Annotated in this window: 13 protein-coding genes and 1 riboswitch; of the genes, 9 read left to right on the top strand and 4 right to left on the bottom strand. The window is 73.4% G+C overall.

Features of this window, described 5'->3' with window-relative positions:
* The first annotated feature begins 22 nt into the window (after positions 1–22).
* From FHX78_RS02870 to FHX78_RS02855, 4 genes are all read left to right on the top strand, one after another.
* Positions 23–478 (top strand): cupin domain-containing protein, encoded by a 456-nt coding sequence (locus FHX78_RS02870; RefSeq protein WP_145865885.1) that lies wholly within the window; start codon positions 23–25, stop codon positions 476–478.
* 58 nt (positions 479–536) lie between these two features.
* Entirely contained in the window at positions 537–833 is a 297-nt protein-coding gene (locus FHX78_RS02865; protein WP_145865884.1) for an antibiotic biosynthesis monooxygenase family protein, read from the top strand.
* A gap of 250 nt (positions 834–1,083) precedes the next feature.
* Positions 1,084–1,206: riboswitch (cobalamin riboswitch) on the top strand.
* Positions 1,207–1,440: 234 nt separating this feature from the next.
* The gene (locus tag FHX78_RS02860; protein ID WP_244403718.1) at positions 1,441–1,794 is read left to right on the top strand and encodes a (2Fe-2S) ferredoxin domain-containing protein; all 354 of its coding nucleotides are present in this window, start codon (positions 1,441–1,443) and stop codon (positions 1,792–1,794) included.
* 117 nt (positions 1,795–1,911) lie between these two features.
* Positions 1,912–2,286, top strand: a complete 375-nt coding sequence (locus FHX78_RS02855) for a VOC family protein (RefSeq protein WP_145865883.1) — start codon at positions 1,912–1,914, stop codon at positions 2,284–2,286.
* Between the two features lie 6 nt (positions 2,287–2,292).
* Here FHX78_RS02855 and FHX78_RS02850 read toward each other — a convergent pair whose 3' ends face one another.
* The gene (locus FHX78_RS02850) at positions 2,293–3,255 is read right to left on the bottom strand and encodes an alpha/beta hydrolase family protein (RefSeq protein ID WP_145865882.1); all 963 of its coding nucleotides are present in this window, start codon (positions 3,253–3,255) and stop codon (positions 2,293–2,295) included.
* 169 nt (positions 3,256–3,424) lie between these two features.
* On the opposite strand from FHX78_RS02850, the gene FHX78_RS02845 reads away from it, so the two are divergent.
* Both FHX78_RS02845 and FHX78_RS02840 read left to right on the top strand, forming a co-directional pair.
* On the top strand, positions 3,425–4,021 hold the full coding sequence (locus tag FHX78_RS02845) for a TetR/AcrR family transcriptional regulator (RefSeq protein ID WP_145865881.1): 597 nt from the start codon (positions 3,425–3,427) through the stop codon (positions 4,019–4,021).
* Between the two features lie 46 nt (positions 4,022–4,067).
* Positions 4,068–4,610 carry a GNAT family N-acetyltransferase gene (locus FHX78_RS02840; RefSeq protein ID WP_145865880.1) on the top strand — a complete coding sequence of 181 codons (543 nt, stop codon included), beginning with the start codon at positions 4,068–4,070 and terminating at the stop codon, positions 4,608–4,610.
* On the opposite strand, the gene FHX78_RS02835 is transcribed toward FHX78_RS02840, so the two are convergent.
* Positions 4,607–5,611: a GlxA family transcriptional regulator gene (locus tag FHX78_RS02835; RefSeq protein WP_167531661.1), complete on the bottom strand. Its 1,005-nt coding sequence runs from the start codon at positions 5,609–5,611 to the stop codon at positions 4,607–4,609. The genes FHX78_RS02840 and FHX78_RS02835 overlap by 4 nt on opposite strands.
* 53 nt (positions 5,612–5,664) lie before the next feature.
* Here FHX78_RS02835 and FHX78_RS02830 point away from each other — a divergent pair, with 53 nt between their 5' ends.
* Together FHX78_RS02830 and FHX78_RS02825 are read left to right on the top strand one after the other, a co-directional pair.
* A complete protein-coding gene (locus tag FHX78_RS02830) occupies positions 5,665–6,318 on the top strand; it encodes an HD domain-containing protein (RefSeq protein ID WP_145865879.1) in 654 nt (217 codons plus the stop codon).
* A 95-nt stretch (positions 6,319–6,413) separates the two neighbouring features.
* The gene (locus FHX78_RS02825; RefSeq protein WP_145865878.1) at positions 6,414–7,145 is read left to right on the top strand and encodes a DJ-1/PfpI family protein; all 732 of its coding nucleotides are present in this window, start codon (positions 6,414–6,416) and stop codon (positions 7,143–7,145) included.
* Positions 7,146–7,329: 184 nt separating this feature from the next.
* Here FHX78_RS02825 and FHX78_RS02820 read toward each other — a convergent pair whose 3' ends face one another.
* The gene (locus tag FHX78_RS02820) at positions 7,330–9,333 is read right to left on the bottom strand and encodes a flavin monoamine oxidase family protein (protein WP_145865877.1); all 2,004 of its coding nucleotides are present in this window, start codon (positions 9,331–9,333) and stop codon (positions 7,330–7,332) included.
* A gap of 312 nt (positions 9,334–9,645) precedes the next feature.
* Between FHX78_RS02820 and FHX78_RS02815 the strand changes: the two genes are divergently transcribed.
* The gene (locus FHX78_RS02815) at positions 9,646–10,845 is read left to right on the top strand and encodes an oxygenase MpaB family protein (protein WP_145865876.1); all 1,200 of its coding nucleotides are present in this window, start codon (positions 9,646–9,648) and stop codon (positions 10,843–10,845) included.
* A 105-nt stretch (positions 10,846–10,950) separates the two neighbouring features.
* Here the strand turns inward: FHX78_RS02815 and FHX78_RS02810 are convergent, their stop codons facing one another.
* Complete coding sequence (locus FHX78_RS02810) at positions 10,951–12,147, bottom strand: TetR/AcrR family transcriptional regulator (RefSeq protein WP_145865875.1); 1,197 nt, start codon at positions 12,145–12,147, stop codon at positions 10,951–10,953.
* Positions 12,148–12,197: the final 50 nt, after the last annotated feature.

The following is a 12,197-nucleotide window of genomic DNA, read 5'->3' as shown; positions in this document are numbered from 1 at the left end:
CCCGCTACCTGGAGAACACAGCGTGAACTGCCCCACCGACGAGCCCTGCTTCGCCTCCTTCCCGCCCGCCGTCCTGCGGCCCGCCGAACTGACCGCGTTCAGCCGGGGCGGCGGCGCCCGCACCATCCCCCTGGTCACCCGGGCCGTCGGCGCCGAGGTCTTCCTCACCGGCCAGACCCTCTTCGAGGGCGGCGCCGGCATCGCCCTGCACACCCACAACTGCCCGGAGAGCGTCACCATCCTCGAAGGCGACGCCATCGTCGAGATCGACGGCACCGAGCACCGCGTGACCCGCTTCGACACCACCTACGTCCCCGCCGGCACGCCCCACCGCTTCCGCAACGCCTCCGCCACCGAGCCGATGCGGATCCTGTGGATCTACGCCTCCGTCGACGCCACCCGCACCCTCGTGGAGACCGGCGTCACCGCGCGCGTCGACGCCGAGCACGCCAGGGCCGCGGCCGAGCCCCGCGACTGAACCGCACCACAGCACCCCGACGCCCCGACGCCCCGAGAAGCAGGAGAGCAGCACCACCGTGATCACCGAGATCGCCCGGATCGAGATCCGCCCGGGCCAGGAGGAGGAGTTCGAGCGGGCCGTCGCCGAGGCGGTGCCGCACTTCCTCGCGGCCGACGGCTGCCACGGGGTCGACCTGCTCCGCAGTGTCGAACACCCCTCCCGCTACCGGCTGACGGTCCGGTGGGAGACGGTCGAGCACCACATCGTCACCTTCCGCGCCTCCGAGGGCTTCGCCCGCTGGCGGGCCCTGGCCGGACCGCACTTCGCCGCACCGCCGCAGGTCGAACACGTCGTCTCCGTCCTCGCACCGTGAGGTGAGACGCACGAAGGGGGGCGGTTCCCGCACGGGAACCGCCCCCTACCTGCGCTTCGCCGTGACCCTCCTCGACCACGCCGTCCTCACCGACCCGTCCGGCACCCGGGCGAAGCACCAACTCGCCCGGCTCCACGTCCGTATGGGACGGGCCGCCGAGGCCGCCGGACGCCGCCGACGCGGTGGAGGCCCGGTGGTGCGGCCGGAGCCCGTGATGGGAGGATGTCGGGCGACAGGGCGACGGCGGACGAGGAAGCCGGTGCGAATCCGGCGCGGTCCCGCCACTGTGATCGGCGAGCGGATCCCGACGCGCCACCGCCCGGGGCACCGGCGGGAAGGCCGGGACGAGCATCGACCCGAGAGCCAGGAGACTCACGCGGTCGCCTCCTCGACGGACCACCGGGGCGGATCTCCCCGGAGAGAGGAGCGGCGCCCCATGCCCGCGCCACAGCCCGGAGCAACGCCGGACGCCCGGATGACCGACGGAACGATGACCGACGGAACGATGACCGACGGAACCGTGGCCGGCGGACCGTTGGCCGGCGGACCGTTGGCCGGCGGACCGGTGGCCCGCGGCACGGACACCGGTGAGGTGACGACCGGTTCGGTGCCGTGCCGCATCGTCGTGTGCCGGGACTGCTGCTGCGGCAGCCCCAAGGTGACCGGCGTCGACCACACGGCCCAGACGGACCGTCTGCGCGAGGCGGCACCGGTACGGGTCTCCGACTGCCTCGACGTCTGCGAGCAGGCCAACGTCGTCGTCGTACAGCCCTCCACCGAGGGCCGTGCCGCCGGTGGCCGGCCGGTGTGGCTGGGGCTGGTCAACGACCCGGACGCCACCGAGGACATCGCCGCCTGGGTCCGCGCGGGAGGCCCCGGCATCGCGCCCCTGCCGGACATCCTCGACCTCTACACCCTGTCACCGGCACAGCGCCGCACCCCCGGACGACCGCTGCCCTGATCCGCGTCCCGTCCCGGCGGCGGTCCGGCGCACCGCCGGGCATGCCCGCCCCGGCGACGGGTACGACCCTCCCGTACGGGGGCCGCGGAAGCGGCCGGAGAGCGAGGAGTGGCGGAAGTGATTCGGAAGATGCAGGCGGTCGCGCTCGACTGCGCCGATCCGGTACGGCTCGCGCGGTTCTACGCGGATCTGCTCGGTGGCCGGGCGGTCCCGCACCCGGAGGATCCCGACTGGGTCGAGGTGCACGGGTTCGAGGGGACACCGCTGGCCTGCCAGCGGGTGGACGGCTACCGACCGCCCGAATGGCCCGGTCAGGAGCGCCCGCAGCAACTGCACCTGGACTTCGACGTGGACGATCTCGACGGCGAGGAGAAGCGGGCGCTCGCCCTCGGCGCGACCGTGCTGGAGCGGACGGACCAGATCCGCCCGGGGACCAACTGGCGCGTGTACGCGGACCCGGCCGGCCACCCGTTCTGCCTCTGCCTCCACTGAGCGGGCCTACTTGGAGGTGACCCGTCCCACCGGATCGGGGTCGGCCGCCAGAGCCTCGCACATGGCCTGCCAGGTGGGGTCGCCGGGACGGAGTCGGGTACGGAGGTAGGCCGCCGTGAGCCGGGCGAGGGCGGCGACCCGTCCGGGGTTCTCGTCGGTGGTCTCGGCGGCGTCGTATCCGGCGATCCCGCCGAGCCCGTGCTCCGCGCCGAACAGGGTGAGCAGGCTCTTGGGCCCGGGGGCCAGGGTGTAGGGGTCGACGTGCCAGTCCGGCCCCCTGTCCGTGAAGTGCCGGGAGTCGTCCTCGTCGCCGGCGACGACCAGCGCGGGCGTGGTCATCGTGGAGAAGTCGATGGTCCGGAAGATCGGCAGCGAGTCGGCCATGGGTCCGTTCAGGACGTCACCCCTGCCGGGTGCGGCGAGCAGCACGCCCGCCGTGATCCGGGGGTCGCGGAGGCTCACCGTTCCCCCCTCGTCGGGGTCGGTGACCCGGGCGCCGAGCAGGAGGCTGGAGGTGAAGCCGCCGAACGAGTGCCCGGCGACCGCGACCCGGGTGTGGTCGATCCGCCCGGCGAGCAGCGGCACGGCCTTCTCGATCACGTCGAGCCGGTCGAGGATGTGCGACATGTCCTCGGAGCGCGAGCGCCAGAAGAACGGCGCTCCGGGGGCGTCGGCGACCAGGTGGCTCAGCGTCCTGGAGGTGAGGTGGGTCGGCTGGACGACCACGAATCCGTGGGCGGCCCAGACGTCGACGAGCGGTGCGTAGCCGTGGAGCGAGGAGAGGTGGTTCGAGGGGCCGTGGCCGTGGGAGAGGAGGATGACGGGGAGGTCCGTTCCGGTCGCCGGCGCGGAGACCCGCACCTCGAGGTCGACGGGACGTCCGGGTACGGAGAGGACCACGGGGCTGTAGGACAGGACCGGGGCCGGTGCGCCCAGGGGGCCGGCGCCGGTGGTGGTGGATGTGCTCATGATGAGGGGTTCCCTTTCGGTGGCACCTGCTGCCCGCCGGTCTCCCGCGACCGGCGAAGGGCGAGGTGGTCAGAGGTGTGCCGCTTCGACTAACCTGAAGCGGAGCGTTGCTCCATTTAGTATCCGGAGCGCTGCTCCGTTTTGTCAACCGGCGCAGGAGGAATGCGTGATGGCCCCCGACAGCACGGCAGGGCAGTCGTCGTCCCGAGGCAAGCGGGCCGACGCGCAGCGCAACCGGCAGACGGTGCTCGCCGCCGCCGCCGAGGTGTTCGTCACCTCCGGGGTCGACGCGCCCATCCGCCAGATCGCGGCCCGGGCGGGCGTCGGGATGGCCACGATCTACCGCCACTTCCCGACCCGGGCGGACCTCGTCACCGCCGTCTACCGCCACCAGATCGAGGCGTGCGCCGAAGCCGGCCCGAAGCTGCTGGCCGACGCCGACTCCCCGTTCGCCGCCCTGAGCCGGTGGATCGACCTCTTCGTCGACTTCCTCGTCACCAAGCACGGACTCGCCGACGCCCTGCAGTCCGACGACGACCGCTTCGCCGCGCTGCACACCTACTTCCTCGACCGCCTGCTGCCCGTCTGCGCCCAGCTGCTCGACGCCGCGGTCGAGGCCGGCGACATCCGGCCCGGTACGCAGCCGTACGAGCTGATGCGCGGCATCGGCAACCTCTGCATCGGACGCGACGACGACCCCCGCTACGACCCCCGACGCCTGATCGCCCTCCTCCTCCGAGGACTCCAGCGGTCCCCCGCCACCTGACCCAATTCGTTTGCCGCGGTCCGGTCCGCTCGGATAGGAAGCGTGCATGCTGAAGGGCGACAAGGTCGGGCTGAGGGCCCGGCACGAGGACGACATCCCGGTCCTGCGAACCGAGCTCTACGACGACGTCGTCAACTCCGCGCGGGCCGAGGCCGGACCGTGGCGGCCGATCGCACCGGGCTCCAAGGACCCACGGCTCGTGGTGGACGACGAGGCGGACGGACGCGTCCCGTTCTCCGTGGTGGAGCTGGCCGGCGGCACACTGATCGGCACCGCGACGCTGTGGGGCATCGACACGCACAACCGGTGCGCGCACATCGGGCTGGGACTGCTGCCGTCCTCGCGCGGCCAGGGCTACGGCACCGACGTGGTCGCGGTGCTGTGCCACTACGGTTTCGTCGTGCGCGGCCTGCACCGGCTGCAGATCGAGACGCTGGCGGACAACTCCGCGATGCTGCGCTCCGCCGAGCGCAACGGCTTCGTCCGCGAGGGCGTACTGCGCTCCTCGGCCTGGGTGATGGGCGAGTTCCTGGACGAGGTGCTGCTCGGACTGCTCGCCCAGGACTGGAAGCCCGCATCGAAGGGCTAGCGGGACCGGGCGGGCCGCGCCGGGCCCGGCGGTGCCGTCGGGGTGAACGCCGCGCGATAGGCGGTGGGTGTCGTCCCGAGGGTGCGCCGGAAGTGCAGCCGGAGGTTCGAGGGGCTGCCCAGACCGCACCGGTCGGCTATCTGGTCCACGGCGAGTCCGGTGCCCTCCAGCAGCTCCCGGGCGCGGTCGAGCCGGGCGGCGAGCAGCCACCGCAGGGGGGTCGTGCCGGTCTCGGCGACGAACCGCCGGGCGAAGGTCCGCGGCGCCATGTGCGCGTGCGCGGCGAGCAGGGGAACCGTCAGCGGCTCGTGCAGCCGGGCCAGGGCCCACGCCCGGGTGGGCGCGAGGGTGACACCACGGGTGTCGGGGGCCAGCGGCCGTTTGATGTACTGCGCCTGCCCGCCGTCGCGGTGGGGAGCGGACACCAGGGCGCGCGCCACCTGGTTGGCCGTCCGCGAGCCCAGGTCGCGTCGCACCAGGTGCAGGCAGAGGTCGATGCCGGCGGCGACGCCCGCCGAGGTCAGCACCTGCCCCTCGTCCACGTAGAGCACGCGCGGGTCCACCGACACCCTCGGATACCGTGCCGCCAGTTCGCCGGCGTACTGCCAATGGGTGGTGGCCGTACGGCCGTCCAGGATTCCGGCTGCCGCCAGCGCGAACGCGCCCGTGCAGATGGACACCGTCCGCCGGCCCCGGGCGTGGGCCCCGGCCAGCGCGGCGAGCACGTCGCCCGGGAGCTCCCGCAGGTGCCGTGCGTACCCGGGGACCACCACGGTGTCCGCGTCGCGCACCGCTTCCAGCCCGGCCGCCACCGTCACGTCGAACCCCGCCGCGGTCGGGATCGACCCCGCCGTCCGCCCGCACAGGGTCAGCTCGTAGGGGCCGCCGGGCACGGCGATGAAGACCTGGGCCGGGATGCCCAGGTCCAGGGGCAGCACGTCGTCCAGGACCAGGACGGCCACCCGGTGCGGTGCGGCGGGGATGGCAGCTTCCTCTCGCATACGGGCAAGTCTGCCACTGTCACCGGCAGTTGGCGCGGCCGATCATCGATGCCATGAACGACGAGACGACCACCGGCGTTCCGCCGCTCCCCGACACTCCCGTCGCGCGCCGCGCGCTGGCCCTGGTGCGCGAGACGGAGTCCACCGCGACGGCCAACCACAGTGTCCGCAGCGCCCTGTTCGCCCGCCTGCGCGCCGACCACCGAGGCGCGGAGGCGGGACGCGACTACGACCCGGAACTGCTGTTCCTGGCCTGCGTCCTGCACGACATCGGCCTGACGCGGGCGGGCGACCGCCATCAGCGCTTCGAGGTGGACGGCGCCGACACGGCCGCCGAGTTCCTCACCGCGCAGGGCCTGCCCGCCGCCGACGTCGACGCCGTGTGGGAGGCCATCGCCCTGCACACCACGCCGGGCATCGCCGAACGCCGCGGCATGCTGTGCGCCCTGGTGCACCAGGGGACCGGCATGGACTTCGGCTGGGACACGGACTGCGTCGACGACGCCACCGGGGCCGCGATCCACGCCGCCCATCCCCGGCTGTCCATGGCCACCACCCTCACCGACGAGATCGTCGCCCAGGCCCGCCACCGCCCGGAGAAGGCCCCGCTCTTCTCCCTCGCGTCCGAACTGCTGCGGGAGAGGTCCGTGCCGCCGCACCGGACCCGGATGGAGACCATGGCCGACACCGCGCGCTGGGGCAACTGACCCCACGGGACGCCCGTACGACCCGGCACCCGCGTACGCCACGGACGAGCCCGCCTCCCACCCACGACCGACCGAGAAGTGGAGCACCGGCCGAGATGAACCGCCGTACCCTCCTGCACGCCACCACCGCCCTCGGCGCCGCCACGCTGACGGCCGCGACCGCCACCCGGGCCGACGCGGCGCCCACCGCGGCTCCCGCGCCCGGCCGTCCCTTGCACGTGCACGTCGTCCTCTTCGACGGCGTGGAGGAACTCGACTACACCGCCCCTTACGAGGTGTTCGCCGCCTCCGGCTACTTCACCGACCGGGACGTGGAGGTCCGCTACGTCACCCTCGACGGCCCCCGCACCGTCAGGGCCGCCTACGGCACCAGGCTGCGCGTCGACCACGAGTGGGCCCCGGAGGAGGCGGACCTCCTCGTCGTCCCCGGCGGGGGCTACGCGCGCCGCGAGGACCCCGGGGTGTGGGCGGAGATCGGGCGGGGCTCCCTGCCGCGCGCGCTGGCCGCCGCGGCCCGCCCCGGCCTGACCGTCAGCGCCCTGTGCACGGGCGTGATGCTGCTCTCCGCCGCCGGGCTGACCTCCGGACGCCCCTGCACCACCCATCACCGGGCCCGGGCCGACCTGGAACGGCAGGGCGGTGTGCTGAAGAACGCCCGCGTGGTCGACGACGGCGACCTGGTCACCGCCGGCGGGGTGACCTCCGGGCTGGACCTCGCCCTGTGGCTGGTGCGCCGGGAGCTAGGCGCGGACGCCGCGGTCGGTCTGGAAGCCATGCTCGAGTACGAGGCCCGCGGCACGGTGTGGACGGCGCGGGCCGGCCGCTGACCGGGGCCCGGCGGCACCGTGAGCGGGACGGGGCCCGCCGGGTGCCGGTGTGAGAACTGCGGGCCCCGGCGCGGGTGCGCCGGGGCCCGCCGGCCAGGTCATGGCCGAGTGGACCACGCGGATCATGCGGACCACGCGGATCATGCGGACTATGCGGATCGCGCGGATCGGGTGGGCGGGCGGCTCAAGCGGTGTGGATCTCCAGGGCGGCCCGCACGGCGGACTCCACCGCGCCCTCGATCCACGCCGGTTTGACGGACGTGTGGTCCCCGGCGAAGTGCAACGGCCCCTCGCGCACGGGGACGGCGGGCAGCAACTCCGTGTGCTGCCCGGGCAGGAGCACGGACGCCTCCCCGTAGGCGTACGGGTCGCGCAGCCAGCTCTGGGTGCGGCCCGCGCCGGTGTAGAACACCTCGATGCGCTGGCCGTAGACCTGCTGGAGGCCGCACAGCGCGTGCGGGTACCGCGCGTCGTCGTCCAGGGAGTCCCAGCGCAGGGCGTCGTCCGCCCAGCTGTAGGAGGCCAGGACCACACCTCCCGCGCTGCCCGGAATCCGGTGGGAGGGGTGGAACATGAACCGGTTGGCGTTGTCCGACACCGAGCCGCCGCCCACGACGTCGACCGCCTCCGGCTGGTCCCGGGCGCTCGGGCGGTTGGCGGCATAGTGCGTGCGCTGGCCCGGTGTGATGTGCCCGGCGGGCACGGAGGGGTGGGCGCCGAGCAGGCTGCCGTCCGCCGCGGCGCGGCCGGTGCGGTAGGCGTCGTACAGACCCGGGTCGACGGCCCCCAGCTCCCGCTTCCAGTCGGCCTCGTCGAACTCCCACCAGCGACGGCTGAACTCCAGCAGCACCTTGGTCGCGCTGTCGTAGTGCATCTCGGCGACCGCCCGGCGCTTGCGGTACGACAGGGGCGGGTCGATCTGCACGTGGCGCAGACCGGAGAACGGCACCGTGACCACGGCGACGTCGGCGGTGAACTGCTCCCGTACGACGGGGCCGCCGCGGCCCTCCGACACGGTGTCCACCCACACGTGCGGACCCTTGCCCCGGACGTGCCCGGTGTCCGGCGCGGGCCGGTCCGGGTGGTGGTACTCGACGCGTGTGACACGGCGGTCGAACCGCACCTCCTTGCGCACCCGTTCCAGCAGTGCGTCCGGCAGTACGGCCGTGCCGCCCTCCAGCTCGTAGAAGGGCGTGTCGGGGCTGATGAGGGAGGAGCCGATGAAGCTGTGGATGAAGGACAGGGGCAGGCGTGAGGTGAGGTTCTCCAGGGTGCCGATCAGGTCGATGGTCCGTTCGTCCAGCCCGGCGTGCTCGGTCAGGAAGCGGAACATCGACCAGTCACCGAACCGCTGCACCACACGGGCCCAGCCCTTCAGCCGCTCCGGGAGCGGCTTCTCGACCCGCTTGCCGTCGCGGCCGACATGACTGAACTCGTCGCGCACCGGATCCAGGACGGAGCGCAGGATGGTGCCGGCGGGAGTGTCCCAGTGGGCCCGGGGGACACCGAACGACCGGTTCACGCGCCGGGGCGCGCGGGCGTAGTCGGCGCGCCGCACGCGGACACCGTTGACGTGGATCCAGGTGCGGTTGGCGGGGCGTCCCTCGCCGTCGACGTCGACGTAGTGGAAGCGCCGCTTCTCCAGCCCGAACTGGTCGATCAGCTCCATCACCAGGGGGTGGCTGCCCGGGATGCGCATCGCGCCCGCCTCGGCGTACTGGCGGGGATCGGCGAAGGGCTGTTCGGCGCCTTCGTGGCCACCGCTGCGGAAGGTCTTGATGCGTCCGCCCGCCCGGTTGCCGTTGGCCTCCAGCACCGTCACCCGGTGGCCCGCCCTCTTCAGCAGCCAGGCGGTCACGAGGCCGGCCGGTCCGGCGCCGATCACCAGGACGTCCTTGGGCCGGGTCCGGCGCTGGGCCGGCAGCCCTTCGCGCAGGACGCTGTGGTACCGCGGGACGAGGGGACGGTCGTCGGCGTCCAGGACGAGGAGGGCGCGGGCGACGGCCAGGCACCGGTCGAAGTCGGTGCCGCGTTTGTCGGCCGGAGCGGCCGGAGCGGCCGGGGCCGGCAGGGCGTCGGCGACACCGCCGGTCAGGGCCGTCGCCAGCGTGGCCGTGCCGGCCGCCGCCGCGAAGCTCCGCCGGGAGAAACCGCCGTCCGAGCGCCCCACTGCGTGATCATCAGTCATGGCGGTCTTTGTACCGGCGGACGTGACCGGCCGCCCGCCTTCGCCGCGGCGTTGACCCGAAGGAGCTAAGGGGCCACGAACCCTGACGTCACGGCGGATGCGGCAGGCGCAGCCGCCGGGGGAACGGACGGCCCGTCCGCCGACGCGGGCGACGAGCGCTCCGTCACCACCATTGCCGACAGCAACGCACCTCGCTATGTTAATCGAAAATCACATCTGTGCGACGGGATCCAGCACCCATCGGTCGCGCAACTGGCAAGTCTGCGAAGGCATCTGAAACCCCTCTGACCCATCAGGGAAGCAGGTAAGTCAATGGAGAACCTCAGCAGGCGAAAGGCACTGTCACTGGGTGTCGCGCTCGGCCTCGTGGGCGTGACGAGCCCCGCGATGGCGTCGGCGTCGACGGGACCGGTGACCGGAGCCGCCGCGGGCACCGGTCCGGAGTGGATCTGGGACGACGCGGCGGACCCCCTGATGGCGTCCATGCTCGACAACGGACACGTGCCGGCCATCAACACCGCCTGGGCGTCGTGGGTGAACAACAACGACCCGCTGCCCAGCGGCCTGCCGGCCGACTTCACCGCGTACCTGCGGCAGGTCAACCGGCTGCCCTCCTGGGCCGACCCCGCCAAGCTGACCCGCGCCGCCGACTTCAACCGGCGCAGGGACACCTACCTCTTCATGCTGTACGGCCTCGGCAGCGGCATCATGAGCACCGTGATCCCGCGCGAGGCCAAGAGCGTCTACTGGTCCGCGGGCGGCGCCGACATGCAGGACCGCGCGGCCAAGACCTTCACCTTCGGCTACGACCTGTCCGAGCTGGGCGCCTTCGAGCCGTCGGGACAGTTCGTCGTCACCGCCAACAAGACCCGCGTGGTGCACGCCGCGGTACGTCACCTGCTGCCGCGGTCCCCGCACTGGCGGGCGGTCGCCGACGAGACCATCCCGATCAGCGCCGCCGACATCCTCGTCACCTTCCACAGCCTGGGCACCTACGTGCACCGCAGGCTGCTCGACTGGAGGATCCCGTACCCGGCCGCGGACCAGGAGGCGTTCCTGCACTCCTGGCAGGTCGCCGTCCACCTGCTCGGTGTGCCGTACGAGCACATCCCCCGCACCTGGGCGGCCGCCGAGAAGCAGTCCGAGCAGCTGCTCACCCCGGTCCTCAGCCCGTCGACCGAGGGCATCGCCCTGGCCGAGGAACTGCTCGGCCTGACCGCGCAGATCGACCTCGGCGTCACGCGCGGGTTCCTCAACGAGTTCGTGCGCTACGTGCTCAGCGACGAGGTCGGCGACTGGCTGGGACTGAAGCGCGACTACGCGGCGGCGGCCCTGGTCCGCACCGCATGGCCGGCCTACATCCTGTTCCGCGAGGGACTGTCACCCGTCATGCCCGGCACCTTCTACATGGTCGACCAGTTCGTGCGCGCCCTGGCCATGCTGTTCCTCAACAAGGGTTCCTCCGGGACCACCACCCCCATCACGATCCCCACCGGCAACAGGCCGGCCTGAGCCGTCGCCCCGCTCCCGCTCGCCCGCCCCGCGGCAGACGGTCCGAGGGGCGGGCGCCAGGGGGGACCCGCGCACCCGAACCCCACGAGGGCCGGGGCCCGCCCGTCACAGCCCCAGGGCACCCACGACCAGCGCGGTCACGGCCTCACGATGGCCGGGACGGTCCTGCCACCGCAGCCGGCGTCCCGCCTCGACCACCACACCGAACCCCGCGTGCACCAGCACCCGCACCTGTCGCGGGTCCAGCTCCGGACGGGCCAGCCGCAACTGCTGCTCCCAGACGGCGATGTACTCCCGCTGCGCGAGCACCACGGGACGCCGCAGACCGGGCGGAAGACCGGCCAGCTCGGCCTCGGCGACGCCGGTGAGCTCGGTGTACTCGAAGCTGTACGCCACATGCGTCGCCGCCAGCGCCACGAGGGCGTCGTGCGGGCCGGACACCCCGTGCAGACTCCGCTCCACCCCCTGCGCCAGCAACCCCGCCGCCTGCAAACACGCCGCCGCCAGGATGTCGATCTTGCCGGGGTAGTGGCGGTAGAGGGCGGACGGGGTCAGCCCCACCGCCTCCGCGATCTGCCCGTTCGTGACGTTGGCGAACCCGTCCCGGGCGAACAGCGGGATGGCGGCCGCGAGGATCTCCGCGCGCCGGGTGCGCGGCACCGGGTGGGCGGGCAGCTCGACGGGGTGCGCGGCCGGCCGCCCCGCCGCGGGATCGGTCGCGGCCACGCGCAGGGCGGACGCCAGCAGCAGGTCCTCCGCCCGCCGCTGGGCGATGGAGGTGTGGTGCATCGTGATGGACCCGATCGCACCGAGGGCCGCCATGGCCCGCAGACGCTCGTCGGGCAGCGGGTGCTCGCGCTGCACCGCCTCGTCGACCCGCCCCACCAGGCGGGCGAACTTCACCCCGAGACGCCGGCGGTCCTCGCGGTCGAGGTACCGGGCCTCCCACCGGTACACGCCGCCCGCCGCGCGATGGGCGGTGGTGACCCGGGTGACGGCGGCGAGGACGTCCGTCAGGGACGCCCCGGACGGCACCTCGTCCAGCGCGGCGACCAGCCCGTCCACCATGACGTGGGCGCACTCGGCGAACAGCGCGTACTTGTTCGGGAAGTGCCGGTACAGGGCGGCCGCGGTGATGCCCACGCCGGCCGCGACCTCCTCCATCGACGCCTTGTGGTAGCCGCGCTCGCTGAAGACCCGCCCGGCCGCCTCGACGATGAGCTGCTTGCGGTTGCGCGGTCGCGTGGCCGCGGCCGGCCCGGTGGTCGCGGCCGGACGGGCGGACGGGGAGGCGGGGGCCATGCGCATCAGTCAACCACAGGCCGTCAGGACGCCGGACTGTCTCGGCACGG

Origin of the sequence: Streptomyces capillispiralis (genome assembly GCF_007829875.1) — a bacterium.
Lineage (GTDB): Bacteria > Actinomycetota > Actinomycetes > Streptomycetales > Streptomycetaceae > Streptomyces > Streptomyces capillispiralis.
The sequence above is the reverse complement of the archived record's forward strand: the minus strand, read 5'-3'. Positions and strand labels throughout refer to the sequence as shown.